23 protein-coding genes are annotated in these 25,897 nt (G+C 60.2%); 13 read left to right on the forward strand and 10 right to left on the reverse strand.

All coding sequences use genetic code 11. The annotated features are described in order from the left end of the window. Positions 1–89: 89 nt before the first annotated feature. Positions 90–611 (reverse strand): DUF4142 domain-containing protein, encoded by a 522-nt coding sequence (locus tag ACW9IR_RS13665; RefSeq protein WP_007912543.1) that lies wholly within the window; start codon positions 609–611, stop codon positions 90–92. A gap of 30 nt (positions 612–641) precedes the next feature. Next, positions 642–818 carry a hypothetical protein gene (locus tag ACW9IR_RS13670; protein ID WP_180988159.1) on the reverse strand — a complete coding sequence of 59 codons (177 nt, stop codon included), beginning with the start codon at positions 816–818 and terminating at the stop codon, positions 642–644. Here ACW9IR_RS13670 and ACW9IR_RS13675 point away from each other — a divergent pair. Continuing rightward, entirely contained in the window at positions 817–1,059 is a 243-nt protein-coding gene (locus ACW9IR_RS13675) for a YdcH family protein (protein ID WP_102901934.1), read from the forward strand. The two genes, ACW9IR_RS13670 and ACW9IR_RS13675, sit on opposite strands and share 2 nt — an antisense overlap. A 107-nt stretch (positions 1,060–1,166) precedes the next feature. After that, positions 1,167–1,331 (forward strand): hypothetical protein, encoded by a 165-nt coding sequence (locus ACW9IR_RS13680; protein ID WP_007912545.1) that lies wholly within the window; start codon positions 1,167–1,169, stop codon positions 1,329–1,331. Positions 1,332–1,464: 133 nt separating this feature from the next. Here the strand turns inward: ACW9IR_RS13680 and ACW9IR_RS13685 are convergent, their stop codons facing one another. From ACW9IR_RS13685 to ACW9IR_RS13700, 4 genes are all read right to left on the reverse strand, one after another. Beyond that, positions 1,465–2,541: an SMP-30/gluconolactonase/LRE family protein gene (locus tag ACW9IR_RS13685; RefSeq protein WP_457463680.1), complete on the reverse strand. Its 1,077-nt coding sequence runs from the start codon at positions 2,539–2,541 to the stop codon at positions 1,465–1,467. Continuing rightward, on the reverse strand, positions 2,538–3,683 hold the full coding sequence (locus tag ACW9IR_RS13690; protein WP_457463682.1) for a sterol desaturase/SRPBCC family protein: 1,146 nt from the start codon (positions 3,681–3,683) through the stop codon (positions 2,538–2,540). Before ACW9IR_RS13690 ends, ACW9IR_RS13685 begins: the two co-directional genes overlap by 4 nt. 111 nt (positions 3,684–3,794) lie before the next feature. Continuing rightward, positions 3,795–4,658 (reverse strand): LysR family transcriptional regulator, encoded by an 864-nt coding sequence (locus ACW9IR_RS13695; RefSeq protein WP_007912548.1) that lies wholly within the window; start codon positions 4,656–4,658, stop codon positions 3,795–3,797. Positions 4,659–4,897: 239 nt separating this feature from the next. After that, positions 4,898–6,616, reverse strand: a complete 1,719-nt coding sequence (locus ACW9IR_RS13700; RefSeq protein ID WP_457463684.1) for a hydrogenase maturation protein — start codon at positions 6,614–6,616, stop codon at positions 4,898–4,900. Positions 6,617–6,912: 296 nt separating this feature from the next. Between ACW9IR_RS13700 and ACW9IR_RS13705 the strand changes: the two genes are divergently transcribed. The 10 genes from ACW9IR_RS13705 (at position 6,913) to ACW9IR_RS13750 (ending at position 21,101) form a co-directional block, all read left to right on the forward strand. Further along, the gene (locus ACW9IR_RS13705) at positions 6,913–7,419 is read left to right on the forward strand and encodes a sigma-70 family RNA polymerase sigma factor (RefSeq protein ID WP_034152323.1); all 507 of its coding nucleotides are present in this window, start codon (positions 6,913–6,915) and stop codon (positions 7,417–7,419) included. Further along, the gene (locus tag ACW9IR_RS13710) at positions 7,416–8,363 is read left to right on the forward strand and encodes a FecR domain-containing protein (protein ID WP_457463686.1); all 948 of its coding nucleotides are present in this window, start codon (positions 7,416–7,418) and stop codon (positions 8,361–8,363) included. Before ACW9IR_RS13705 ends, ACW9IR_RS13710 begins: the two co-directional genes overlap by 4 nt. A gap of 91 nt (positions 8,364–8,454) precedes the next feature. Continuing rightward, complete coding sequence (locus ACW9IR_RS13715; RefSeq protein WP_102901929.1) at positions 8,455–11,364, forward strand: TonB-dependent receptor; 2,910 nt, start codon at positions 8,455–8,457, stop codon at positions 11,362–11,364. A gap of 270 nt (positions 11,365–11,634) precedes the next feature. Next, positions 11,635–12,111 carry an antitoxin Xre/MbcA/ParS toxin-binding domain-containing protein gene (locus tag ACW9IR_RS13720; protein WP_180988161.1) on the forward strand — a complete coding sequence of 159 codons (477 nt, stop codon included), beginning with the start codon at positions 11,635–11,637 and terminating at the stop codon, positions 12,109–12,111. Further along, the gene (locus tag ACW9IR_RS13725) at positions 12,108–12,611 is read left to right on the forward strand and encodes an RES family NAD+ phosphorylase (RefSeq protein WP_457463689.1); all 504 of its coding nucleotides are present in this window, start codon (positions 12,108–12,110) and stop codon (positions 12,609–12,611) included. Before ACW9IR_RS13720 ends, ACW9IR_RS13725 begins: the two co-directional genes overlap by 4 nt. A gap of 118 nt (positions 12,612–12,729) precedes the next feature. Next, complete coding sequence (locus tag ACW9IR_RS13730) at positions 12,730–15,384, forward strand: TonB-dependent receptor (protein WP_457463691.1); 2,655 nt, start codon at positions 12,730–12,732, stop codon at positions 15,382–15,384. A 226-nt stretch (positions 15,385–15,610) separates the two neighbouring features. Continuing rightward, positions 15,611–17,452: an extracellular solute-binding protein gene (locus ACW9IR_RS13735; RefSeq protein ID WP_457463693.1), complete on the forward strand. Its 1,842-nt coding sequence runs from the start codon at positions 15,611–15,613 to the stop codon at positions 17,450–17,452. After that, positions 17,439–18,503: a microcin C ABC transporter permease YejB gene (locus ACW9IR_RS13740; protein ID WP_102901925.1), complete on the forward strand. Its 1,065-nt coding sequence runs from the start codon at positions 17,439–17,441 to the stop codon at positions 18,501–18,503. The genes ACW9IR_RS13735 and ACW9IR_RS13740 overlap by 14 nt, the downstream gene beginning before the upstream one ends. Next, a complete protein-coding gene (locus tag ACW9IR_RS13745; protein WP_457463696.1) occupies positions 18,503–19,525 on the forward strand; it encodes an ABC transporter permease in 1,023 nt (340 codons plus the stop codon). The genes ACW9IR_RS13740 and ACW9IR_RS13745 overlap by 1 nt, the downstream gene beginning before the upstream one ends. A 1-nt stretch (position 19,526) precedes the next feature. Further along, positions 19,527–21,101, forward strand: coding sequence for an ABC transporter ATP-binding protein (locus ACW9IR_RS13750; protein WP_457463698.1), 1,575 nt, complete (start codon positions 19,527–19,529; stop codon positions 21,099–21,101). A 159-nt stretch (positions 21,102–21,260) separates the two neighbouring features. Here the strand turns inward: ACW9IR_RS13750 and ACW9IR_RS13755 are convergent, their stop codons facing one another. Next, positions 21,261–21,578, reverse strand: a complete 318-nt coding sequence (locus ACW9IR_RS13755) for an SCP2 sterol-binding domain-containing protein (protein ID WP_007912567.1) — start codon at positions 21,576–21,578, stop codon at positions 21,261–21,263. Between the two features lie 50 nt (positions 21,579–21,628). Beyond that, positions 21,629–22,339: a histidine phosphatase family protein gene (locus ACW9IR_RS13760; protein ID WP_102901922.1), complete on the reverse strand. Its 711-nt coding sequence runs from the start codon at positions 22,337–22,339 to the stop codon at positions 21,629–21,631. Positions 22,340–22,543: 204 nt separating this feature from the next. Here ACW9IR_RS13760 and sohB point away from each other — a divergent pair, with 204 nt between their 5' ends. Beyond that, positions 22,544–23,575, forward strand: coding sequence for a protease SohB (gene sohB / locus ACW9IR_RS13765; RefSeq protein WP_077573155.1), 1,032 nt, complete (start codon positions 22,544–22,546; stop codon positions 23,573–23,575). A 66-nt stretch (positions 23,576–23,641) separates the two neighbouring features. Here the strand turns inward: sohB and ACW9IR_RS13770 are convergent, their stop codons facing one another. Both ACW9IR_RS13770 and ACW9IR_RS13775 read right to left on the reverse strand, forming a co-directional pair. Beyond that, entirely contained in the window at positions 23,642–24,136 is a 495-nt protein-coding gene (locus ACW9IR_RS13770; protein WP_038368934.1) for a DUF934 domain-containing protein, read from the reverse strand. Next, on the reverse strand, positions 24,120–25,778 hold the full coding sequence (locus ACW9IR_RS13775) for a nitrite/sulfite reductase (RefSeq protein ID WP_102901921.1): 1,659 nt from the start codon (positions 25,776–25,778) through the stop codon (positions 24,120–24,122). Before ACW9IR_RS13775 ends, ACW9IR_RS13770 begins: the two co-directional genes overlap by 17 nt. Positions 25,779–25,897: the final 119 nt, after the last annotated feature.

Raw genomic sequence — 25,897 nt, forward strand, 5'->3', positions numbered from 1 at the left:
GCAAGACTTTCAGGTCGATGTAACTCGAACATCCACCTCGGTCGGCTCCCTCTCCCTCCGGGAGAGGGCTGGGGTGAGGGTAAGGCTTTTTACTTGCTCGGATGCTTGGCTTGCAGCTCTTTGGCAGCCGCGAGGTGTTTCTCCAGCGCCGGCAGCATTTTCTGCGCAAAGGCCTTCAGTTCAGGAGCGCCTTTGACCTTGTCATCGGTCACGGTATTGGCTTGCTTCTTGAACAGCTCAATAGTCTCTTCGTGAGCCTTCACCTGATTGTTGGCGTACGCCGCGTCGAAAGATTCATCACGCACTTCGAGGATTTTTTCCTTGGCCTGTTTGACCAATGTCGTAGTGTCCGGAACTTCGATGTCGTTGGCCTTGGCAATGGTCGCCAGTTCGTCGTTGGCCTTGCCATGGTCAGTAATCATCATGTTGGCGAACGCCTTGATGTCAGCCGATTGGCTTTTTTCCAGGGCGAGACGGCTGGTTTCGATTTCAGCGATACCACCGGCCGCAGCGTTATCGACAAAGTCATTGTCAGTCGCAGCGAAGGCGCTGCCCATGCCGCTGCTCAAAGCGACAGCCAAAACCAGATGACGCAGGTTGAATCCGTCCATTGGTGTATCTCCACGCAGTTTTTGTTGGTGTTAAGCAATGGAGGCAGCGCGGCAAGCAAAGGTTTGATCGCATTTGCGACAGGGCGACGAACGGGCACCGCTGGTCTGACAGGTGGTCGACAGAACCGTGCAACCGAGGCCATTCTGATAACTGGCCAGCGCAATCGGTCGCGTTGGCCAGCCGATCAACTGACGGAGGTGTTCCATGCCGGTGATCCATGATCTGTTACAGGACTTGAAACTTACAAAGGAAGAGATCCAGAAAAAACGCACCGCGGATCCACATCTGGACGCACTGATCAACAAGTACTCCCAGGCGGACGCCGAAGTAGTCAAGGCCGAGACTGCCACCTCGGATGCTCCCAGCGACGACACGCTGAAAAAACTCAAAGAAAAGCGCTTGCAGGTCAAAGACAAGATCGTCGAACAATTACAGGCGCGAACCTGAGGCCCTGTTGATCCGCCGACCTGCGGTCGCGGATTGACGGGAACGACAGCCACAACCGGCACCTCGAATGTATAGAGTCTTCCATCCGACTCATTGCGAGGTGCCTTATGAACGATCCCAAATTCCCCAGTGAAGAGCAGGGCGCATTCGACCCGGTTCCCACGCATCCCGAACCCAATAGCCCGGCGCATACCACGGCCAACCCTGAAGAGCCGGATGAGGATCTTCCCGAAGACGAAGATCCGGACAAGTTCGATAAATCCAGCAACTGACAGATCGCCATCGCTGGCAAGCCAGCTCCCACAGTGAATTGTGTTGTCCACAAATGCCGCGGTCAGCAAAGAACCCTGTGGGAGCTGGCTTGCCAGCGATGGCGTCAGTAGGCTCGATACAGATCCAGCAGGTTCACTTCAACGCCGCATTCAACGGCATCCGTGCCATATGCGTCGCCTTCAACGAGCCAAAATACAACCATGACCCATACTCGCGCACCGTGGTGATCGGCGAGTAACTGCCACTGCTCGCATCCTGCAAATTGGCAATCACCTTGCCCTCCAGATCCAGCCCCAGGACAAACCCGCGCTTCTCCACTGGCTTAGGCAAAACCGCCAACGCCCGCACGATCATCTTGCGCACGAACGGATGCCCGGCGGTGCCATCAAGCAGAGCATTGCGTGGCGCATACAACGCCACCCAGAACCGGTTACTGCCATTGAATGCAAGGTTGTCCGGCAGCCCCGGCAGGTTGTTGATAAACAGGTCATGAGTGCCGGCTTTCGGCCCGGTCAGCCAGTAGCGGCTGATGCGATAGGCGCCGGTTTCGTTGACCAGCACATAGGCATCGTCCGGGCCGAGGGTCACGCCGTTGGCGAACTCAAGCTTATCTAGCAGCACACTGGTTTTACCGCTCTGGAAGTCATAGCGCAGCAGGCGTCCGTCACCGCCGTGCTCGATGATCGCCTCGCCGTCGTGGCCGTAACCCCAGCGACTGGAAGCATCGCTGAAATAGGCGTAATGCCCGGCCTTGTCGATGGCCACGTCATCGGTGAAACCGAAGGCCAGACCGTTGGCCTCCGTGGTCAAAGGAATCAACTGACCTTGCGCATCAAGGGACAGCAAGCCCTTGACCCCGTCGGCAATCACCAGCAAACCGTTCGGGTGCCGGGCCAATCCCAGCGGGCGGCCACCGGTGTCGGCGAGTACCTTGCGTTGCTGGCCGTCGAGGCTGGTGCGGATCAGTCGGCCGTCGTGCAGGCCGGTGATCAAAAAGTCACTCTCCAGCAGCAAGGCTTCCGGCCCTTCGATGTCGCTCGGCCCGACCTGCGCTATGCCTTTGAGTTTCTGGTTTTCGGCGTACATGCCTTCTGTCAGCGAAGGTGCCGGCGGCGGCGTCCAGGCCACCGGTTCGACTTTGGTCGGCATCAACAATAAGAACGCGATGACGATGAGGATCAGCAGCAACAACAGATGCCGTAGCTTCACGCGCTGGCCCTCGCCGAGGCCAGGTAGCGGGCAGCCATGTCACGCAACGCCAGCATCGACGCGGCGGATTCGCGCTCGATGCGGCGTTTGAGCAGCAGGTGATTGGCGATGCGCATGGCCAAACCGTCGAAGCGATAATCCAGCGTGCGCACGAACCGCGTGCCGCTGCCCTCGGCGGTACATTCATACGTCAACAGCAGCGATAATCCATGATCACCTTGCGCCCGCGCGCACCAGCGTCGGCCGGGCAAGTACTTGGTGACTTCCCAGCTTAAATGGCCTTCACGTCCACCCGCGTGAATGTCCTCTTCAAAGCGCGAGCCGGCATGCAGGGGGCCGTGGGCGCCGTCTATCTTCAGCGACGAGGGGTGCCACTCCGGCCAGCGACCGACACTGGCGGCGTAGGCAAGCACAGCATTGGGTTCGCCAGCGATATCGACGGTGTGCTGCATGCGGGTCATGGGCATTCTCGCGTAGCTCAAAGGGGCGGTTTCCGGCTCCCAGTAAAGGGTGCCGAACAGGTAGTCCATCAGCGGCAGGACGATGTTGAAATTGCTCTGCTGCATGCGCTCGCGGCGGTGATGCAGCTCGTGCAAGCGGCGCATCTGGCGGATCCATGGCAGGCGTGTCAGGGGATTGTCTGCCGGCAAATGCTCGCAGGCATGAAACACCTCGTAAGTCAGATAACCCAGCACCATGCAGCCGCCGAACAGTCCGGCGACGTTGGCGTTTACCTGTGCCAACAGCCACCACAGCGGCAGGGTAATCAGCAGTGTGTGCAGCACGATCAGCCAGGCAGGGAACAGGATCACCCGCCAGTCGCGGGCACTGTCGTAGGTCATGTGGCCGGGGGTGAAGAAACTGTGGTGGTCGCCGGCATGCCGGGCGTAGAACATTTTCGCGAAGGTTTTTTTGTGATGGCCGAGATGGCGATGGACCATGTACACGCCGAAATTGAATAGCAGCAGGGTCAACGGCAGCGTCAGCCATTCCAGCAGGCTGACCTGCTGCACGCTGTTCCAGAACGCACCGATGGCCAGCACGCCGAACAGCAGCACGAAGGCGCCGTGCAGCCACGGGTTGTACAGCGGATGAATGGCCGCGCGGTAGCGACTGCGGAATATTTCGGTGGTCTGCCTCACTGCTTCACCTGCGGGTATTGTTGTTATACCCGGCAGATTAGCCGATCCGGCCGTTTGTGCTGGCCGGACCTCGGTGTCACATGCGCCATGCTCCGGTGCAAAGCTGCCGGTTCAGCTCAGCGGGTTCCAACGTTGCGACCAGTCGTCATCAGTGCGGATCACTTCGCGCAACAGGTGGAAGGCTTGCTGCAGTGTCGCCGAATCGCGATCGCGTGAGTAGACGAGGTAAGTCGGATAGCCGAATTCCGGGGCTTTGGTCACCGCTTCGAGGGCGCCGCTTTCCAGATAGGTGCGCACCACACGAGTACGGAAGTAGCCGCTGCCGCCGTGTTCGAGAATGTATTGCAGGGCCAGTGGGCCGAGGTTGAAGCTTAGCGCCGCTTTGGCTTTTTCCGGCAGGGCGGCGTCATGCTGGCGGCGGAAGTCCGGGCCCCAGTCGATGTAGACGTAAGGATCGGGGCGATCGGGCGCACGCACCAGAATCAGTTTTTCTTCCAGCACTTGCTCGACCTGCAATCCCGGCCAGTATTCCGGCTGATAGACCAGCGCGGCGTCGAGCACGCCGAGTTCCAGTTGCCGCAGCAGGTTTTCACCGTCGCGGATTTCCATGCGCAGGGCATGCCCGGGAATCTTTTCGCGCAACTCCGCTGCCCAACTGAGCATCAACGGGTTGCACAGGCTGACTTCGCCGCCGATGTGCAGCACGTTGTGATAGCCCTCGGGCAGCGGCAGGTCGCGGCGCGCGGCTTCCCAGGTCTGCACCAGTTGGTTGGCGTAGACCACAAAGGCCTCGCCATTGGGCGTCAGTTTCGCCCCGGCGCGGTTGCGCACGAACAGCGTGCTGCCCAGCTGACTTTCGAGCTTTTGCACCCGGGCGGTGATCGCCGTTTGCGTGACGAACAGCTTCTGCGCGGCAGCGGCGAGGCTGCCGTGACGGACGATTTCCAGAAAGGTGCGAGCGAGATCGATGTCCATGGGCGGGCCGGTGTTTGAGGTGGCGGGCATTGTAAAGGCAAAAGCCCCTCACCCTAACCCTCTCCCGGAGGGAGAGGGGACTGATTGGGGGATATTGAAGCAATGCACCGACTTGAACGATCAGCGTTGAATCCATAATCGACCCAATTTTTCAGGTCGATGCAGGGCGCCAGACACCTCGGTCGGTTCCCTCTCCTTGGGGAGAGGGCTAGGGTGAGGGGAAAGCAGTCACCGCAAAATCAACTGGCCAACTCGGTCAAACGCACCCGCGCCCACTCTTCAATCAACCGCGCCGGCGTGCCGCAGACCTTGCGCTTGTAGACAAAATTTCGGCACTTCTCGGCGAACTGATTGCGGTTGTAGAGCATGTCTTCCTGCATCTCCTGCAACTCGGTTTCACGGCATTGCTGGATCAACACCTGATCAACCCGCGCCTTGCGCTCATGCACCGCCGCATAGGTCGGATCGCTCAATACGCCGTTGGCCCGTTGCAGCAACCACAGAGAAAACTCGTCCGGGCAACGTGGGCCGATTTCCTGAACCATGCCCAGTTGCCACGCATGCACCGCGCTCACCGGCAGGCACGCCTGGGTCAATTGCTCGGCCATGGCCGGGCCGACGGCGCGGGGCAGGCTGTAGGTCCAGTATTCGGAGCCGTACAAACCCATGCTCTTGTAATGCGGATTGAGCACGATATCGGCGCGGGCAAACACAATATCGGCGGCCAGCGCGAGCATCACACCACCGGCGCCAGCATTGCCGGTGACGCCGCTGACCACCAGTTGCCGGGCCGTCAGCAGTTCTGCGCAGACATCATCGATCGCCTGAATATTCGCCCAGGCTTCAGCACCGGGATCCTGCGCAGCCTGGATCACGTTCAAATGCACGCCGTTGGAAAAGCTGCCGCGTCCGCCCTTGATCAGCAACACCTGCGTATCACGGGATTTGGCCCAGCGCAGCGCGGCGACCATGCGCTGGCATTGCTCGGTGCTCATGGCGCCGTTGTAGAACTCGAATGTCAGCTCGCCGACGATGCCAGATTCGCGATAACGCAGCGGTTGATAGGCTTCGTCACTGAACGGCTGTGTAGCGATCGACCAGTCCAGCACCGGCACGTCGGCCAATTGCTCAGCCAACAGGTGCCGCGCCGGTTGTTTGAAGGTTTCTTCGCCGGGTTGCGGTTTGCGCCGTAGTGCACCGATCCACAGGCTTTGATCGCCGGCTGCGACGAGTACGGCATCGTCATGCACCGCGAGAATTTCGCCGGGCACGCCGCTGCGTGAATCCAGGTGTGCGTCGTAAACGTAATACTGACCGCCGGCCAGGCTCGCCAGCACGCCGGGCTGACCATCGGCGGCATCGATGCAGCGTTTGATGAAGCGCGCGCAGTCGTGCCAACTGAAGCTGCGGTCGACCTGCTTCATATTCGGCTGCAAGCGCCCGCGCACTTTTGCATTGGTATAGTCCAGAGACACCGGCTCGAATCCTTCGACGAATTTCTCCACCACTTCGCGTATGCAGCGAATCGCCGCGTCACTGACCCGGCCGTTGTACAGCTCGGATTTGCGCAGGCCCGCCGGCAGGTTGAATTCACAAGTGGCCCACACTGGCCCGGCGTCCATTTCCTCGACCGCTTGCAACGCGGTGACGCCCCAACTCGGCAGCTCGTTGGTAATCGCCCAGTCGAGGGCACTGGCGCCCCGATCGCCGACGATGCCGGGATGAATGATCACCACCGGACGCTGTGCATTGCTCCACAGTGCCTCGGGCACACGGTCCTTGAGGAACGGGCAAATCACCAGATCCGCGCCGCTGTGTTCGATCTGTTCGCATACAGCGTTTTCATCGGTAAACAGCACGACGCTCGGCGAGTGCCCGGCCTCGCGCAGTTCCAGCCAGGCACGTTGGGTCAGGCCGTTGAACGCTGACGACAGCAGAATGATGTTGAGTGGTCGCATGCTTGCTCTTCCTTGAGTGGGTTCGCCGTGGGCTCTCGGTGAGCCGTCCCTGGCTTTCGATGGAGCCGCGAGATTAATCAGTGGCCGGCCACGCGCCAGTGACCGAGGTCAACGTTGTGTCAGCCAATGTTTCTGCGGCGACCAAGTGCCTTATGCTCAATGGTTTGCTTGTGCTTATTTTTTATTACTTCAAATGTCTTCGAGGCTATTGCACAGTCGCGCCTGATCAGAGCCGGACGATCCCGGCAGAACGATGGTTTTTCGCAGCGGGTGGGACCCGTTTCAGGGAGCAAGGCATGGGTGGGTACAACCCGCATTACCAGATCATCGGGCAGATGTTCCAAAAGGACTATCGCTGGCTGTGTGCTGCCGTTGGCCGCACGCTGGGTTGCCCGCACAGTGCGCAGGACATCGCTTCGGAAACCTTTCTGCGGGTGCTGGCACTGCCGGACCCTACGGCCATTCGCGAGCCACGGGCACTGTTGACCACCATCGCCCGGCGACTGGTGTACGAAGGCTGGCGCCGTCAGGACCTTGAACGCGCCTATCTGGAAAGTCTGGCGCTGGCGCCCGAACCGGTGCATCCGTCTCCGGAAGAGCGGGCGCTGGTGATCGAAGCGCTGCTGGCGGTCGATCGTTTGCTCAACGGGTTGTCGGCCAAGGCCAAAGCGGCGTTTCTCTACCATCAACTCGACGGCTTGACCTACAGCGAGATCGGCGAACGCCTCGGCGTGTCGACCAGTCGCGTGCAGCAATACATGGTGGAAGCGTTCAAGCGTTGCTATCAGGCAATGCAGGCATGAGGCCGGACGACGCGGTGATCGACGAGGCGGCGCAATGGCTGGCGTTGCTGCAGTCGGGCGAGGCGGGCATGGCCGAGCGGGCCGCGTTTGAGGCCTGGCGGCTTGCCGATCCACGGCATCAGCAGGTCATCGAGCAGATGGGCGGCGGCCTGAATTTGCTGCGCAGCCCGAGCTTGCGCAACGTGCCGCGCAACAGCCTGCTGCACAGTCTCAATGCGCCATCGAGTCGTCGACGCTTTATCAGCGGCAGTTTGAGTGTGCTCGGCATTGCGCTGTTGGCCGGATTACTCGGACGGCGCTACGGCTGGCTGCCGGAGGCGGGGGAGTTGTCGACCGGCACCGGTGAACGACGTGACTTCACCTTGGCCGACGGCAGTGCGCTGACCCTCAATGCGCGCAGTCGTGTGGTGCCGTTGTTCGATAGCCAGCAACGCTTGCTCGCCTTGCGCAGTGGCGAATTGTTGGTCGATGTGGCGAAAGAGTCGGCGCGACCCTTTGTGGTCGAGACCGAGCACGGGCGCATACGGGCGCTGGGGACCAAGTTTCTCGTGCAGTACAGCGAGGATTCGACGCGTTTGGTGATGCTCCACTCGCAGGTCGAAGTGGTCACCGCCGGTGGCGCGCGGCAAGTGGTGGCGGCCGGCGAGAGTCTGCTGTTCAACGGCGCAGGGTTGCTGGCGCTGGAGCGCAGCAGTGGCCAGGAAAGTGCTTGGGTGCAAGGTCGACTGGAGGTGCGCGACCGGCCTCTGCGCGAGGTCATCGACAGCCTGCGCCGCTACCGTCGCGGCATCTTGCATCTGAGCCCGGAAGTCGCCGACCTGCGCCTCAGCGGCCTCTATCCGCTCGACGACAGCGATCGTACGTTGCAGTTGCTGGAACGTTCGCTGCCGATTCGCGTGACCTGGCACAACCCGTACTGGGTCAGCATCGACGCGCGGTTATAAACCCATAACTTCTTGGCCTAATCGCCGCCCTATAAAAAGCGCCGGCCCGCTGCTCATTCCCTGCAGATGCCTCCAACAGGGAAACCCTTCGATGTTCTCAATCAAACAACAATTACCTCGATTGACCCTCGCCGCTGCGTTGGCGATGGGCATCAGCCCATGGGCGGCGGTTGCTCAGGAACCTGCTGCAGCGGTGTTTACCTTCGACATCGCTACCGGGCCGCTAGACGAAGTGCTGCTGGACATCTCGCGGCAAAGCGGTGTGCCGATTTCCTTCAGCCAAGAACTGGTGCAGGGCAAGCGCAGCGCGGCGGTGCGCGGCGCGTTGGGTGGCCGGCAGGCAGTCGAAAAAGCCTTGCTCGGCAGCGGTCTGCAAGTCGAGCAAAGCGCTCAGGGTTTGACGGTTCGCGAAGCCGATGCGCCGGCGAAAGTCACCAGCGTCGCGCCGGTCACCAGCGCCGATTACCGCATGGAAAAAGTCACCGTCACCGGCTCGCGCATTGCCCGCGCGCAGAGCGATGGCGCCACACCGGTCAACGTCATTACCCACGAAGAAATGGAAGCGCGCGGCTACAAAAACGTCTACGACGCCCTCGCGACGCAGACGCAAAACACCGGCATGACCCAGGGCGAAGATTACGGCAACACCTGGCAACCGGCGGCCAGCGCGCTCAACCTGCGCGGCCTCGGCCCGAACCATACGCTGGTGCTGATCAATGGCCGTCGCGTCGCCGACTACCCGACGCCGTACGACGGCAAGGTCAACTTCACCAACCTGGCGAACATTCCGTCGGCGGTCATCGAACGCATCGAAATCCTCAGCAGCGGCGCCTCGGCGATTTACGGCTCGGACGCGATCGCCGGGGTGGTCAACATCATCCTCAAGGACAAGATCAACGGCGTCGACGTCAATCTCAAGGGCGGCACCAGCGAGCGCGGCGGCGGTGACAACCAGCGTTTGCAGATCAGCGGTGGCGGCAGTTGGGGGGATTTTGACGGTTTGTTCGGTCTGGAACTGACTAACCGCGATCCGATCTGGGCCGATGACCGTGGCTTTATGCAAAACGGCCCGCTGGCGGACGTCGGTTACCGCCGCGACCTGAGCAACAGTCGTTATCTGGGACCGGGTTGCGGTGCTTATCAGGGCACCTTCGACAACAAACTGGTCAACAGCGGCGGGCGCTGCCGCACCGATCAGATGTACAACGATTACTGGACTGTGCAGACCCAGAAGGAAAACTACGACGGCTACACCCGTGGCACCTGGCATTTCAGCGACAGCGGTCAGGTCTTCGCCGACCTGATGTACGGCCTCGACCATATCCAGAACAACACACGCGGGCCGACCTTCACCTCGCCGGATTTCATCAATCAGAACAGCGGCAATCTGGAGCGCTGGTATCGACGCTTCGGCGAAGAGGAAATCGGTGGTCGCACCAGCAACAACAGCAAGTGGCGCGACACCTCGTGGACCGGCACCCTCGGCCTCTCGGACAAGATCGCCGACACTGGCTGGAGTTACGATCTGGCGGCCAACCGCTCGGAATATCGCAGCGTCAGGACCACGCGCTACACGCCACTGTCATCGATTCAGGATTTCTACCTCGGCCCGCAACTCGGTGTCAGCGGCGGTTATCCAGTATTCGCCCCGGATGCTTCACGGCTCGACCGGCCGCTGACGCCGCAGGAATGGCAGCAGTTTCGCGGCAACCTGACCCAGAGCAGCAAATCGGTGTCGACCAGTTACAACGCTTCGGTCAACGGTGATCTGTTCGACTTGCCGGCCGGCCCGGTGGGCTTCGCCGGAGTACTGGAAGCGGGCAAACAGGAATACCGCGTCGACCCGGATGACGGCCTCAACGACGGCACGTTTTACGGCGTAAGCCCACAGCAAAGCTCCGGTGGCTCGCGCAAGCGCTATGCGGCAGGTGGCGAGTTCAGCATTCCGGTCACCGACACGTTGTTGGCGACTGCCGCCGGACGCTGGGACCAATACAAATTCAGCGGCCGCACCGAGCAGCAGAAAACCTACAACCTGGGACTGGAATGGCGCCCGGTCACCAGCCTGTTGCTGCGCGGCAGTTACGGCACCAGTTTCCGTGCGCCGGACCTGAACTACATCTATCAATCCGACAGCAATGGCTACTATCCGGCGCAGATCGATTACTACGGTTGCAGCCAGGGCGTGGAAGGCGCGTGTGATCGTGGGCGGGTCGATTACACCCAGAGCGGTACGGCGAATCTGGAGTCTGAACGCGGCAAATCGTGGACCTACGGCTTTGTCTGGTCGCCGTCGCGCAACTTCGATTTCTCCACGGATTTCTGGCGTGTCGAGATCGACGATCTGCTGACCACCGTCGATGAAAACCGCTTGTTGCAACAAGAGAACGAGTGCCGCAACGGTACGCAGGACATCAATTCGGCCAATTGCCAGTCGACCCTGGCGCGCATCGATCGCAACGCCGGCAATGCCGCAGTCGATCCGAACCAGTTGAACCGCGTGCGAGTCAACGCGATCAACGCCGCCAGCGAGCGGGTCAGTGGTCTGGACTTCAAGAGCAACATTCGCTGGGGCGCCGGGCAGTACGGCGCATTCAGTTCGGCGCTGGGCTACACCTTGGTGCTGTCGCATTACTACAAGGAGTCGGAAGAAGCACCGACGCAAGACTGGCGCACTTCACGCACCAACTACGACTGGCGCAGCAAGGTCAACGCCAGCCTGACCTGGGATTATCAGAAAGCCACGGCGACGCTGATGGGCATTCGTTACGGTTCAGTCACCAACGGCGCAGGAGACGGGCGTCTGTCGCCGTGGACAGTGTTCAACGCCAGTGCGCGTTACAAACTCAATGACCGGGCAAGTGTCGGTCTGACCGTGAACAACGTGCTCAATCAGGTCAAACACGATGATTCAGCGGGGTGGCCGTATTACCCGACCGGCAACTATGACCCGTACGGGCGGCAGTGGTGGCTGGACGTGAGTTATCACTTCGGCGGCTGAGGGCAGGAATCTCGCGTTGACGTCCTACGGAAAATGGCGGGTTTTGCGGTAAGCAGGGGATATTTCCGACGACTTTTTCAGGTTGGTCGTCGGACGCGCGATCTATAGCATCGGACCTGACATTGAAGTCGCTGAGCGGCTTGAACGCTCAGGCTCCCAGATCAAGGATCAATTATGCGTACACCACACATTCAGCATGAAACCTCTGTTTATTCCCTGCGCAACTTCTGGATCGACGATCGCGCCAGATGCCCCATGGAGGATGTCGCGATGCCCACAGCAAAAGTGCCTCGGCTGACGGGGCTGAAGAAGGTCGCGGGCAAGCCTGTCGATTTGCTCGTGCATGGCCAGGACCTCGGTGACGACGCCATGCTGATTGTCCGCCTTACCGAGGAGGGCTTTGAGCTGAGCGACGTCGTCAACATGCTTTCAACTTCCGAAATGTACCTGCGCGAAGACATGGTCAAACGCATCACCGGCCGGTCTGTCAGAACCGTGCAGCGGCTGCTGAAGGAAGGCAAATCGATACGGCTTGACTCGCAGCAGAGTGTTGTCGCCTACCAATATGCGCTGGTGCTGGAGATGGCTACTCGTGCGTTCGGGGGGCTGCCACAGGCGGAGGTATGGATGCAGAAATCCACCCCTTACCTTAACGGCTACGTGCCGTTGGAACTGACCCACCATCCGCTCGGTTTCCAGATGGTCGAGCAATACTTGTGTCGGCTCCTGTACGGGGGTTACCCATGAATCCCTTGCCTTGGGAAGGGCACTGGTATGGCTGGCGCCTGGATCAGGCGGCCTACGGAGAGACGTGGGACAGCGGGATGGGTTCAAAACTGAAGGGCGGTCGATGGAATGCGCCTGGCCGGCGAGTCGTCTATGCATCTGTTGACCCGTCCTCGGCCATTCTGGAGGTGGCGGCCAATAACAGTTTTGATGCACTGGACAGAGAGCCTTATGTGCTGACGTGCTTTGAAGTCATCCGCGATGCACGGGTCAAAGTCGTTCAGCCTGAAGAGGTACCCAATCCTTACTGGTTGAGTCCCGCGTGGCCGTCGCCCAATCAACAGCGGTTTGCCGACGCTTTACTGGATGAGCATCCGTTTGTCCTGATTCCCTCGGCGGCAACCCGCCACTCGTGGAATCTGCTGGTGAGCTGCGACCTCGCAGAGGGGCAGTTCAAGATGGTCTCCCAGGAGCGGTTTGGCCTGGATACCCGGTTGTTGAGGGAGGTGACATTGGCTTGATTCGGACGCACGGCATTTTGTGCATAACCTCATCACCCAACGGTCTAAACCGCCCTCTATAAATCCTTATTCGTCATTGCACATCCCTGCATAAACCAAAACGCAGGGATGGCTGTTCATGATTCAGTTTTCACCCGTCAAATCACCTTTAAGCCTGGCCTTGCTGCTGGCAATCAACACGCTGCCGGCCATCGCCGCCGACAGCACGGCAACCGAACCGACCACTCAACTGCAGCGTGTCGAAGTCACGGGGACGGCAATCCGTAGGGTCGACGCGGAAACTGCGGTGCCGGTGACCATCCTGCGCGTAGAAGAGCTGCGCGAGCAGGGCGTGTCCACCACCGAGGAACTGGTCAGCCGGATATCCGCCAACCAGTCTTCGGTTGGTTCCGGGCGTTCGGTGGGGTCGAGCAGTGGTGGGGCGTCTTATGCGGATCTGCGCGGCATCGGCGCCAACAAAACCTTGGTGCTGCTCAACGGCCGGCGCCTGAGCAACAACGCTACCAATGCGATCAACGGCTCGGGTGTCGACCTCAACACCATTCCGTTCGCCGCCATTGACCGCGTCGAAGTGCTGCGCGATGGCGCCTCGGCGCTGTACGGCACCGATGCGATTGGCGGGGTGATCAACTTCATCACCAAGACCAGCCTGACCGAAGGGCAGATCAGCACCAATTACGACACTCCGACGCATTCGGGGGGCGGTGAAAGTCGAAACTTCAGCGGCAGTTGGGGCTTCGGTGATTTGCAGGATGATCGCTTCAACGTGTTTGGTGTGGTCAGTTACGACAAGCAGCAACGCCTGGCCGCCGAAGATCGCGGCTACACCTATAACTACCAGCCGAATCGTGGACTCGACTACACCTCCGGCACCGCCTCGCCAGCCAACTGGAGCCAGGGCAGTAACGCCACCAATCCATTGGCCGGTTCTGGCTGCAACGCACCGGGTTTGCTGGCGCGCAACGGCATCTGCCGGCAGAGCCTGTGGAATTACCTTGATCTGGTGCCGGAAACGGAGAAGACCTCGGCCTTCGCCAAAGCCACCGGCAAACTGTCGGACGATCACAACGTCAGCCTCGAATACTTCTGGGCGCAAAACGAAAACCGCACGCAAATCGGCCCCGGCACTTTGATGGGTAATCAGGTCAACCCCGGCACGGCGTTCTATCCAGGCAACGGCATCACCCCGGGGCCGAACGGTTTTGCCCTCGACCCGACGCAACCGGTCGACGTGAACTGGCGCGAAACTGCCGTCGGCGCGCGTCAGCACGAAGACGACAACACCAGTCAGCGTTTGCTGCTGAGTTTCGACGGCACGCTGGTCGGCTGGGATTACAACCTCGGTGCCTCGTACAACCAGAACAAAGTGGTCAACAGCATTCAGGACGGCTACGTCAATGACCGTGCCGTCAGCGCCGGTATTGCCAACGGCGTGATCAACCCGTTCGGCCCGCAGACGGCTGCCGGTTCCGCGCTGTTGGCGGCCAACTCGGTGGACGGTGATTACGCCACGGCGGTCGGGCGGGTGAAGGCCATCGACGGGCGTATCAGTCGTGAAATCGGCGACTGGTTCGGTGCCGGCCCTTCGGCATTGGCGCTGGGCGGCGAGTACCGCAAGGAAGACTTCCATCAGGATTTCGCGCAATTTGCCGGCGACGTGCAAAGCCTTGGTGTCGATCCGAACGGCAGCGTCGCCGGGGATCGCAGCGTTTCCGCCGAGTACGCCGAGGTCAACGTGCCGGTGCTCGACAGCCTCGAACTGTCCGCCGCCGTACGCCACGACAAGTACAGCGACTTCGGCAGCACCACCAACCCGAAGTACTCGTTCCGCTTCCAGCCGTTCAAGGAACTGGTGGTACGTGGTGCCTACAGCGAAGGGTTCCGTGCGCCGTCGTTGTATGAGCTGTACAACCCGACCTTTACCAGTTTCACCAATGCCAACTACAACGATCCACGTTTGTGCGCTGGCGGCAATCCGAGCAATGGCGGCATCGCCAACCGTGATTGCGCGCAGCAGTTCAATCGCAGCAGCGGCGGCAATAGCGACCTGAGCCCGGAAACCGCGCGCAACGTTACCCTCGGGTTTGTCTATCAACCGTTTGAGCGCCTGAGCGCCGGGCTGGATTTCTGGTGGATCGACATCGCCAACCAGATTGCCGAGTTCCCGGAATCGGCGGTGTTCGAGAATCCTGAGCTGTACCCGGATCGGCTGGTGCGCAAGCCGGATGGCTCCATCGATCACATCGTCACCGGCCTGGCCAACCTCGGCAAGATCAAGACCAACGGCGTCGACGTCAGTTTCGATTACCGTTTGCCGAGCACGCCGTACGGAAACTTCGGCATCGGCCTGCAAGGCACTTACGTCACCCGCTATGACTATCAGCAGCAACTCAAGGGCGACTACATCGACAAGCTGGGCGATTTCCGTGGCGGTGACTTTGCCTCGGCGGGTGCCGTGGCGCGCTGGCGCCACAGCCTGACCGGCAGCTGGAATTACGGCCCGTTCGGTGCGGCCCTGACCAACCGCTACACCAGCGGTTACCACGACTCCGATCGCGACACTCACGATTACGTCGGCTCGTATAACGTCTGGGATCTGGCCGGCACTTACACCTGGCGCAAGACCCTGAGCGTGACCCTCGGCGCGAAAAACCTGTTCGACCGCGAGCCACCGTTCAGCAACCAGACCTATACGTTCCAGAGCGGTTACGACCCGAAATATGGCGATCCGTTTGGGCGGACGCTGTACACGCGGGTCAGTTACAAGTTTTGAAAATGCTCAGAGATGGCGAGTTTTAGTCACCTATTGATCTAAAGCGTGCCCTATAAAAATCGCCGGCCTGTTGCACATCACAGGTAGGCAGAAGGTGTGTTGACTGTTCCGGCGTTATCGCGAGCAGGCTCACTCCTACATTGGATTTGTGTTCACCGCAGACCCTTGTAGGAGTGAGCCTGCTCGCGATGAAGCCAGTAGCAGCAGCGAGTAAAAGGATCTGCCGATGTTCTCCAGGCTCATATTATTCAGCGCTCTTGCGCTTTTAACCCCGTTCAGTTGGGCGACCCCGCAACCGGCATTAACGGTCTACGGCGAACCCGCCAAATACGCCCCCGACTTCCAGCACCTGGCCTACGCCAACCCCGACGCGCCGAAGGGCGGCAGCCTGCGCCGGTCTTCGCTGGAAAGCGGCCCGTTTGACCACCTGATTCCTTACACCGACAAAGGCACCGGCGTGGCCGACATCGATGGCTGGCTCTACGCGCCACTGGCCTATCGCAGCAAGGACGAACCCTACAGCGTCTACGGACTGGTGGCGCAGCAGATGGAGCTGGATCCGGATCGCCGCTGGATACGCTTCTACCTGAACCCGAAGGCGCGTTTCGACGACGGCACACCGATCACTGCCGAAGACGTGCGCTACACCTTCAATCTGTTCATCACCCAGGGCAGCCTCAAATACCGCCAGCAGTTTCGCGATGTCGCTGAAGTCTTTGTGGAGTCACCGACGCAAGTGCGTTTCCTCTTCAAGAACAACGACAGCCGCACCTTGCCGCTGGACCTGGCGACACTGCCAGTGCTGCCCGAACATTGGTGGCGCACTCGCGACTTTGCCGAGGGCGGTGGTTTTGAGATCCCGCCGGGCAGTGGCCCGTATCGCGTCAGCGCGGTGGATGCCGGGCGCAGCGTGAAATTCCAGCGGGTGCAAGACTGGTGGGCCAAGGATCTGCCGATCACTCGCGGGTTGTACAACTTCGATCAGTTAAGCGTGGAGTTTTTCGCCGACACCGACGTGTCGCGGCAAGTGCTCAAGGCCGGCGGCTTCGATTACAACCGCGAATTCTCTGCCACCAGTTTCACCATCGGCTACGCGGGCGCTGCACTCGAGCAAGGCAAATTGCTTCGTGAACACCTCGCACCCGGTGCCGCGCAAGGCGCGCAGGGCTTTGTGTTCAACCTGCAAAAACCGCCGTTTCAGGATCGTCGTGTGCGTCAGGCGATCGCCATGCTCTGGGATTTCGAATGGAGCAACCGCCAGATGATGCGCAGCATGTACCTGCGCCAGCGCAGCTTCTTCTCGCACAGCGCACTGGCGGCCACTGCATTGCCGGATGCCGAAGAGCTGAAGATTCTTGAGCCGTTGCGCGGACAGATTCCCGATGAAGTGTTCACCACGGTGTTTGAAGCACCGAAAACCGACGGCAGTGGCAATATCCGCGCCGAACAATTGCAGGCACTGAAACTGCTAGAGGCCGCTGGCTGGAAACCTCAGGGCGATCAGTTGGTGAACGCCAATGGCGAGCCTCTGCACTTCACGTTTCTCAATGGCCAGAAAGGTTTCGAACGGCTGTTATTGCCGTTCAAACGCAACCTGGCGCAGATCGGCATCGGCTTCGATATCCGCCAGGTCGACACCGCGCAATACACCAACCGCGTGCGCAATCGCGATTACGACATGATCGTCGCCGGTTACCCGGTGAGCCAGGCACCGGGGCGCGAGATGTTCAATTACTTCGGCTCCGACGGCGCCGACGATCCCGGCTCGAACAATTACATGGTCCTGCGCGACCCGGCCGTCGATGCACTGCTCGAAGGGCTAGTGCAGGCTGACAATCGCGAGAGTCTGTTGCGCCATGCCCATGCGCTGGATCGAGTGTTGCAGTGGGGTTATTACTGGGTGCCCAACTATTACCCGCCGGGGATTTCCACGGTGTGGTGGAACCGTTTCGGCCGACCGGCGATTGCCCCGCTGTACGACGCCGGCCTCGACACCTGGTGGGAAATCAGCCCGACTGCACTGACATCAGCGCAGATGCCCAAGGAGTACAGCCATGTGGGGCTATAGCCTGCGGCGTCTACTGCTGATCGTGCCGACCTTGCTCGCGATCCTGTTGGTCAATTTCGTTATCGTGCAAGCCGCACCCGGTGGCCCGGTGGAGCAGGCCATTGCGCGCTTGCAGGGGATTGGCGTCGGCGCGGCAGTGGGCTCCAGCCATGTAGAAACGGTCGGTGGCGAGTCCCGCGCTACCCGCGGACTGGACCCGAAACTGGTGGCCGATATCGAGCGTCAATACGGCTTCGATAAACCCGCCAGCGAGCGCTTGTGGCTGATGCTCAAAAGCTATGCGCAACTGGATTTCGGTCAGAGTTTCTTTCGCGGTGCCAGCGTCACGGAACTGATCTGGCAGAAGCTGCCGGTGACCTTGTCGCTGGGCCTGTGGGCGACGCTGATCACCTATCTGGTGTCGATTCCGCTGGGCATTCGCAAAGCCGTGCACAACGGCTCGGCGTTCGATGTCTGGAGCAGCGTGGCGATCATCATCGGTTATGCGCTGCCGGGATTTCTCTTTGCGCTGCTGCTGATCGTGGTGTTTGCCGGCGGCACGGCGCTGGACTGGTTTCCGGTGCGCGGGCTGGTCTCGGACAACTTCGCCGAGCTGTCGCCGTGGGCCAAGGTGGCTGACTATTTCTGGCACTTGGTGCTGCCGGTGACTGCCTTGGTCATCGGTGGTTTCGCCACGTTGACGATCCTGACCAAGAACAGCTTTCTCAACGAGATCTCGCGCCTTTATGTGGTGACCGCGCGCGCCAAAGGGCTGAGTGAACGGCAGGTGTTGTACGGCCATGTGTTTCGCAATGCGATGCTGTTGGTCGTCGCCGGTTTGCCGCAAGCGTTGGTGACGGTGTTTTTCGGCGGCTCGTTGCTGATCGAAGTGATCTTTTCCCTCGATGGTCTCGGTCGCCTGAGCTACGAAGCGGCGGTCGCCCGCGATTACCCGGTGGTGTTCGGCTCGCTGTTCATTTTCACCTTGTTCGGCCTGCTGATAAAACTGCTCGGCGACCTCTGCTACACGCTGGTCGACCCGCGTATCGACTTCACCGCGAGGGCTGCCTGATGCTGACGTTATCTCCAATCGGTCAGCGCCGCTGGGCGCGCTTCAAGGCGCATCGGCGTGGCTGGTGGTCGCTGTGGCTGTTTATCTTGTTGTTTGGCGTGAGCCTTGGCGGGGAACTGGTGGCCAATGACAAACCGCTGCTGGTGGCGTATCAGGGCGACTGGTATTTCCCGGCGTTCAAGCGCTACACCGAGCAGGACTTCGGCGGCGAGTTGCCGTTCCAACCAGACTATCGCAGCGCGCAGGTGCGGCAATTGATCGAGGGGCAGGGCGGGCGGCTGTGGTTTGCGCCGATTCCGTTCGCGTTCGACACGGTCAATTACGACCTCACGGAGCCGGCACCGAGTCCGCCCAGCGGCGAGAATTGGCTGGGCACCGATGATCAGGCGCGCGACGTGCTGGCGCGGGTGATTTTCGGCACGCGTATATCGCTGCTGTTTGCCCTGGCGCTGACCGCAGCGAGTGCGCTGATCGGCATCGCCGCCGGCGCGTTGCAGGGTTATTACGGTGGTTGGGTCGACCTGATCGGTCAGCGCGTGCTGGAGGTGTGGTCTGGGCTGCCGGTGTTGTACCTGCTGATCATTCTGTCCGGGTTTGTCGAGCCGAATTTCTGGTGGTTGCTGGGGATCATGGCGCTGTTTTCCTGGTTGAGCCTGGTCGATGTGGTGCGGGCCGAGTTCCTGCGCAGTCGCGGTCTGGAGTATGTGAAAGCGGCGCGGGCACTGGGTGTCGGCGATGCGCAGGTAATCGTTCGACACATCCTGCCCAATGCCATGAGCGCAACGCTGACTTATCTGCCGTTCATTCTCACCGGTGCGATTGCGACCTTGTCGGCGCTGGATTTTCTCGGTTTTGGCATGCCGGCCGGCAGCGCGTCGCTGGGCGAGTTGATCGGCCAGGGCAAGAGCAATCTGCAAGCGCCGTGGCTGGGTTTGACCGCGTTCTTTGCCTTGGCGCTGATCCTTTCACTGTTGGTATTCATCGGCGAGGCCTGCCGCGATGCGTTTGATCCGAGGACTTGAGATGCCGGAACATCTGATCGAAATACGCGACCTGCGCGTCGCCTTCAATGGCCAGGCCGTGGTGCACGGCATCGACCTCGATATCCGCCCCGGCGAGTGCGTGGCGCTGGTTGGGGAATCCGGCTCCGGTAAATCGGTGACGGCGCACAGCATTCTGCAATTGCTCGACCCGGCCATCACCCGGATCGACGGCAGCATCCGTTATGCCGGCGAGGAGCTGCTTGGTGTGCATGAACGCTACTTGCGGCAATTGCGGGGCAACCGCATCGCGATGATTTTTCAGGAGCCAATGAGTTCACTGAACCCTTTGCACACGATTGAGCGGCAACTGGGCGAAAGCCTTGCGCTGCACAAGGGGTTGGCCGGGGCGGCGGCGCGGTTACGGATTTTGGAGCTGCTGGAATTGGTCGGCATTCAACATCCGCGCGAACGGCTCAAGGCCTATCCGCATCAACTGTCGGGCGGTCAGCGACAACGGGTGATGATTGCCATGGCGCTGGCCTGCGAGCCGCAGTTGCTGATCGCCGACGAGCCGACCACCGCGCTGGACGTGACCGTGCAACGCAAGATCTTGTTGCTGCTCAAAGAACTGCAGGAGCGGCTGGGCATGGCGTTGTTGATCATCAGTCATGATCTGAATCTGGTGCGCAATATCGCTCAGCGGGTGGCGGTCATGCGTGGCGGTCTGATCGTCGAACAAGCGTCTTGTGAACAGTTGTTCAGTGCGCCGCAACATCCTTACAGCATCGAATTGCTCAACGCTGAACCGGGTGGCGAGGCGTTGTGCCGGGAACCCGCTGAGGATTTGCTGGAGGTGCGTGATCTCAATGTGCGCTTCCGTTTGGGCGGTGGATGGCTGCGCGCGAAGTCGTACTTGCACGCGGTCAATGGCATAGATTTGAATCTTCAGCGCGGCAAGACCTTGGGAATTGTTGGCGAATCTGGTTCCGGCAAGTCGACGCTGGGCCAGGCGATTCTGCGTTTGATCGATGCGCAAGGCAGTATTCGCTTTCAAGGCGAGGCGCTGGAGCACTTGAGCGGCAAACAACTCCGGCCACTGCGCAAACGTCTGCAAGTGGTGTTTCAGGATCCGTTTGGCAGCCTCAGTCCGCGCCTGTGTGTGGAGCAGATCATCGCTGAAGGTCTACAGGTGCACAGCGATTTGAACGCCGCTGAGCGCGAATGGGCGGTGATCGATGTGTTGCGTGAAGTCGGTCTCGACCCTGCCACACGGCATCGTTATCCCCACGAGTTTTCCGGTGGGCAGCGGCAACGCATCGCGATTGCCCGGGCGCTGGTGCTCAAGCCCGACTTGATCCTGCTGGATGAGCCGACCTCGGCACTGGATCGCACGGTGCAAAAGCAGATTGTTGCTTTGCTGCGGCGTTTGCAGCAAGAACATGGCCTGACGTACCTGTTCATCAGCCACGATCTGGCGGTGGTACGCGCGTTGGCCCATGACTTGATTGTGATGAAGGACGGTGAAGTGGTGGAGCGTGGCGAGACGAATGCGCTGTTTCATGCCGCGCAGCATCCGTATACCCGAGAGTTGCTGGCCGCTTCGTTCAGCGGGTAACCCTGTAGGAGCTGTCGAGTGAAACGAGGCTGCGATCTTTTGACTTTGCGTTCTAAAAAAACCAGATCAAAAGATCGCAGCGTGCCGCAGCTCCTACAGGGCCGAAACGCAAAAATCCCGCCACTGGGGGCGGGATTTTTGTGTCACTGAACGTCGCTATTACGACGGGAACAGCTCGGACAGCTTCATCGACAGCATCATGTCGCCTTCAACGCGCAGCTTGCCGCCCATGAAAGCCTGCATGCCGTCGGTTTCGCCGCTGACGATACCTTTCAGGGTTTCGCTGTCCAGCACCAGCGTGCAGTTGGCGTCCGGGTTTTCGCCTTCCTGGATGTCGCAGGTGCCGTCTTTGACGATCAGCGAGTACTGCTTGTCTTCGTCAGTGATGTTGAAACCGAAGACCAGATCCAGACCGGCAGCAGCGGCTGGGTTGAACTTGGCTTGCATTGCTTTTACGGCATCGGCTACGGAGGTCATGGTTCGATCCTTATGAGGTTAATTACAGCAAGGTTCACAGTTAACCGGACTCAACGGAAAGTGATGAGTTCCGGAGCCTTCAACAGCTGCAGATGCGCATGACTGTTGAAGGAGGCCAAAGCCACCTCGCGACCGCGGAACTTCAGCTGGTTGAGCGAGGTGTTGACGATTTGCCAGTTCAATTCAAAGGCCTGTTTCGCAGGCATTTGCGTAATGAGGTGGAGCAGGGCAGTGATGGTGCCGCCGGAGGTGAACACGGCGATTTTCTGGTTTTTATCGGCCAGATCAAGAATCCGCTGCAGCCCGGCCTGAACGCGTTCGACGAAACCCAGCCAACTTTCCAGCCCCGGTGTGTCGTAAGTGCCTGCCAGCCAGCGCTCGATGATCAGGGCGAAAATGCGTTGGAATTCGCCACGGTTCTGCGCGGCGTTGCGCAAGATGTCGAGGGCTTCCGGCTCGTCTGCCAGCATGTCCGGGAGCAGGGCGCGGATCACCGCGTCGGCATCGAATTCGTTGAAGGCAGAATCGGTTTCCAGGATCGGCACCGGCAGGCCTTTGGCGGTGAACTGTTCCAGCGCGCTGGTGGCCGTGTGTTGCTGACGGCGCAGGTCTCCGGCGAGGCAGCGATCGAAGCTGATACCCAGTTCAGCAAGGTGCTGACCGAGGATTTCTGCCTGGCGCACACCGGTCGGCGACAGGACGTCATAGTCGTCTGCACCAAAGGAGGCCTGGCCATGTCGAATCAAATAGATACTGCCCACGTCCGCGTCATCCCGGTACGTTGAAGGTTGTGGCGAGGTTATGAGGATGACGGGTAGCTGTCAATGAAAAAACATACGCTTGTTTGAAATGCCCGTTACAGGGGTGTTGCCAGAGGTTTCACGGCTGGCCGACAAGCCGGCGCATGGGTATGCTGGAACCATCTCGCGCGTGCCTCACATCCGCGCATCGTTTAAGGAGTCTCTGTGGAGTTTTTCACCGAATATGCCAGCTTCCTGGCCAAGACCGTCACCCTGGTGATCGCCATTCTGGTGGTGCTTGCCAGTTTTGCTGCATTGCGCAGCAAGGGCCGACGCAAATCCGCCGGTCAGTTGCAGGTCAGCAAACTCAATGATTTTTACAAGGGCTTGCGTGAGCGCCTGGAGCAGACCTTGCTCGACAAGGATCAGCTCAAGGCTTTGCGCAAGGGCGAGGCCAAGTCCGAGAAAAGCGCGAAGAAGCAGAAGAAACAACCCGAAGCCAAGTCCCGCGTATTCGTCCTCGATTTCGACGGCGACATCAAAGCCTCGGCCACCGAGAGCCTGCGCCATGAAATCACCGCGCTGCTGACCTTGGCCACGCCAAAAGACGAAGTGGTCCTGCGTCTGGAAAGCGGAGGCGGCATGGTCCACAGCTACGGTCTGGCATCCTCGCAATTGGCGCGTATCCGTGAAGCCGGCGTGCCGTTGACCGTGTGCATCGACAAGGTTGCGGCCAGTGGCGGCTACATGATGGCGTGCATCGGCGAGAAGATCATCAGCGCGCCGTTCGCGATCCTCGGTTCGATCGGTGTTGTGGCGCAATTGCCCAACGTCAATCGCTTGCTGAAGAAGCACGATATCGACTTTGAAGTCCTCACCGCCGGCGAGTACAAACGCACCCTGACCGTGTTTGGCGAAAACACCGAGAAGGGCCGGGAGAAGTTTCAGGAAGACCTGGACATCACCCATCAACTGTTCAAGAACTTCGTAGCCCGCTATCGCCCGCAACTGGCGATTGACGATGTCGCCACTGGTGAAGTCTGGCTCGGCGTCGCGGCGCTGGATAAGCAACTGGTCGATGAGCTCAAGACCAGTGATGAATATTTGGCAGACCGGGCGAAAAAAGCCGAGGTCTATCACCTGCACTACGCCGAGCGCAAAAGCTTGCAGGAGCGTATCGGCATGGCCGCCAGCGGCTCGGTCGACCGCGTACTGCTGAGCTGGTGGAGTCGCCTGACCCAGCAGCGCTTCTGGTAACTCGAACAGGCATAAAAAAACGCCGGTCACATGACCGGCGTTTTTTTTCGCGCTAAACCTGAAGACTTAGCGGCGACGGAACAGCGGCAGCGGTTCGTCAGTGGCAGCCTGATAGGTCACCGAGAAGTCCTTGAGGCCTTCCAGCGCTTCGTACGGGTCTTTGTCCGCGCGAATGGCAAAGGCATCAAAACCGCAGCGATGCATGTAGAACAGCTGATCGCGCAGCACATCGCCAATCGCCCGCAATTCACCTTTGAAACCGTAACGGTCGCGCAGCAGGCGGGCGTTGGAGTAGTTGCGGCCGTCAGTGAACGCCGGGAAGTTCAGGGCAATCACCTGAAACTCGGCGACGTCTTCACCGATTTCTTCGGCTTCTTCGTCGGCGTCCAGCCAGACACCCAGACCGCCGTCGCGAGCCTTGAGCATGCGGCTGTGTTCGCGCCACAGTTGCAGCGGCACGATCAGATCGTCGCAGTTGCTGATCTCGTCGATGTTGAAATCCTTGGGCAGCAAGTGCCAGGTTTCGTCGACGACCTCGTTGTTCTTAATGATTCGCTGCATAGACGCGTTCCTTGAAGAGGTCGATGCCGATACGCTGGTAGGTGTCGATGAAGCGCTCGTCTTCGGTACGTTGTTCCACGTACACGTCGATCAGCTTCGAGATCACGTCAGGCATGGCTTCCTGAGCGAAGGACGGGCCGAGGATCTTGCCCAGGCTCGCATCCCGGCTGGCGCTGCCGCCGAGGGAGACCTGATAGAACTCTTCGCCTTTCTTGTCGACGCCGAGGATGCCGATGTGGCCGACGTGGTGGTGACCACAGGCGTTCATGCAACCGGAGATGTTCAGGTCCAGCTCACCGATGTCGAACAGGTAGTCGAGGTCGTCGAAGCGGCGCTGGATCGATTCGGCAATCGGGATCGACTTGGCGTTGGCCAGCGAGCAGAAATCACCGCCAGGGCAGCAGATGATGTCGGTCAGCAGGCCGATGTTCGGCGTGGCGAAACCGCCTTCACGCAGTTCGCCCCAGAGGGTGAACAGTTGGCTCTGCTCGACGTCGGCCAGAATGATGTTCTGTTCGTGCGAGGTGCGCAGCTGACCGAAGCTGTAGCGGTCGGCCAGATCGGCGACGGCGTCGAGCTGCTTGTCAGTGATGTCGCCCGGGGCAACGCCGGTCGGTTTCAGCGACAGGGTTACGGCGACATAGCCCGGCTTCTTGTGCGCCAGGGTGTTGCGGGTACGCCAGCGGGCGAACCCCGGATGCTCTTTGTCCAGCTCGGCCAGTTGCGCAGTCTGGTTGTCCAGCGCCTTGTAATCCGGGTCGACGAAGTGCTTGGCGACACGCTGTAGCTCGGCGTCGGTCAATGTGGTCTGGCCACCGCGCAGGTGTTCCATTTCCGCATCGACTTTCTGTGCGAACACTTCCGGCGTGAGGGCTTTGACGAGGATCTTGATCCGCGCCTTGTATTTGTTGTCGCGACGACCGTAGCGGTTGTACACGCGCAGGATGGCGTCGAGGTAGCTCAACAAATCCTGCCACGGCAGGAACTCGTTGATGAACGCACCGACCACCGGGGTACGACCGAGGCCACCGCCCACCAGCACACGGAAACCCAGTTCGCCACCGGCGTTATGCACCGGCTCAAGACCGATGTCGTGGACTTCAATGGCGGCACGGTCAGCGGTCGAACCGTTGACGGCGATCTTGAACTTACGCGGCAGGTAGGCGAATTCCGGGTGGAATGTAGTCCACTGACGGACGATTTCGCACCATGGGCGCGGGTCGATCACTTCATCGGCAGCGACGCCGGCGAACTGGTCGGTGGTGACGTTGCGCAGGCAGTTGCCGCTGGTCTGGATCGCGTGCATCTGCACGGTGGCCAGTTCAGCGAGGATGTCCGGGATGTCTTCCACCGCCGGCCAGTTGAACTGCACGTTCTGCCGCGTACTGATGTGGGCGTAGCCCTTGTCGTAGTCGCGGGCAATCTTGGCCATCATGCGCGTCTGACGCGAAGTCAGCTGGCCGTAAGGCACCGCCACACGCAACATCGGCGCAAAGCGCTGGATGTACAGGCCATTTTGCAGGCGCAGGGGGCGGAATTCTTCTTCGCTCAGCTCACCTGCCAGATAGCGTCGGGTCTGATCACGGAACTGCTTGACGCGGTCCTCGATGATCCGCTGATCGTACTCGTCGTATACGTACATATAAGTCCTGTTCTCAGGCTTGGGCCATTCGGAGTAGCACTGCGTTTTCGCTTGCTGGAGTCCGATTGTGCCTCTGCAATTCTGCGCGCACGGCCGCGCACTCCCTAACGGAGCCGGGG

The organism is Pseudomonas sp. SDT291_1_S447 (genome assembly GCF_054070155.1).

Bases quoted from the DNA above. Each gene is read 5' to 3' on its own strand.
- ACW9IR_RS13665 (WP_007912543.1), bottom strand. From the start codon at position 611: ATGGACGGATTCAACCTGCGTCATCTGGTTTTGGCTGTCGCTTTGAGC.
- ACW9IR_RS13675 (WP_102901934.1), top strand. From the start codon at position 817: ATGCCGGTGATCCATGATCTGTTACAGGACTTGAAACTTACAAAGGAA.
- ACW9IR_RS13670 (WP_180988159.1), bottom strand. From the start codon at position 818: ATGGAACACCTCCGTCAGTTGATCGGCTGGCCAACGCGACCGATTGCG.
- ACW9IR_RS13680 (WP_007912545.1), top strand. From the start codon at position 1,167: ATGAACGATCCCAAATTCCCCAGTGAAGAGCAGGGCGCATTCGACCCG.
- ACW9IR_RS13695 (WP_007912548.1), bottom strand. From the start codon at position 4,658: ATGGACATCGATCTCGCTCGCACCTTTCTGGAAATCGTCCGTCACGGC.
- ACW9IR_RS13700 (WP_457463684.1), bottom strand. From the start codon at position 6,616: ATGCGACCACTCAACATCATTCTGCTGTCGTCAGCGTTCAACGGCCTG.
- ACW9IR_RS13705 (WP_034152323.1), top strand. From the start codon at position 6,913: ATGGGTGGGTACAACCCGCATTACCAGATCATCGGGCAGATGTTCCAA.
- ACW9IR_RS13710 (WP_457463686.1), top strand. From the start codon at position 7,416: ATGAGGCCGGACGACGCGGTGATCGACGAGGCGGCGCAATGGCTGGCG.
- ACW9IR_RS13715 (WP_102901929.1), top strand. From the start codon at position 8,455: ATGTTCTCAATCAAACAACAATTACCTCGATTGACCCTCGCCGCTGCG.
- ACW9IR_RS13720 (WP_180988161.1), top strand. From the start codon at position 11,635: ATGCCCACAGCAAAAGTGCCTCGGCTGACGGGGCTGAAGAAGGTCGCG.
- ACW9IR_RS13725 (WP_457463689.1), top strand. From the start codon at position 12,108: ATGAATCCCTTGCCTTGGGAAGGGCACTGGTATGGCTGGCGCCTGGAT.
- ACW9IR_RS13730 (WP_457463691.1), top strand. From the start codon at position 12,730: ATGATTCAGTTTTCACCCGTCAAATCACCTTTAAGCCTGGCCTTGCTG.
- ACW9IR_RS13735 (WP_457463693.1), top strand. From the start codon at position 15,611: ATGTTCTCCAGGCTCATATTATTCAGCGCTCTTGCGCTTTTAACCCCG.
- ACW9IR_RS13740 (WP_102901925.1), top strand. From the start codon at position 17,439: ATGTGGGGCTATAGCCTGCGGCGTCTACTGCTGATCGTGCCGACCTTG.
- ACW9IR_RS13745 (WP_457463696.1), top strand. From the start codon at position 18,503: ATGCTGACGTTATCTCCAATCGGTCAGCGCCGCTGGGCGCGCTTCAAG.
- ACW9IR_RS13750 (WP_457463698.1), top strand. From the start codon at position 19,527: ATGCCGGAACATCTGATCGAAATACGCGACCTGCGCGTCGCCTTCAAT.
- ACW9IR_RS13755 (WP_007912567.1), bottom strand. From the start codon at position 21,578: ATGACCTCCGTAGCCGATGCCGTAAAAGCAATGCAAGCCAAGTTCAAC.
- ACW9IR_RS13770 (WP_038368934.1), bottom strand. From the start codon at position 24,136: ATGCAGCGAATCATTAAGAACAACGAGGTCGTCGACGAAACCTGGCAC.
- ACW9IR_RS13775 (WP_102901921.1), bottom strand. From the start codon at position 25,778: ATGTACGTATACGACGAGTACGATCAGCGGATCATCGAGGACCGCGTC.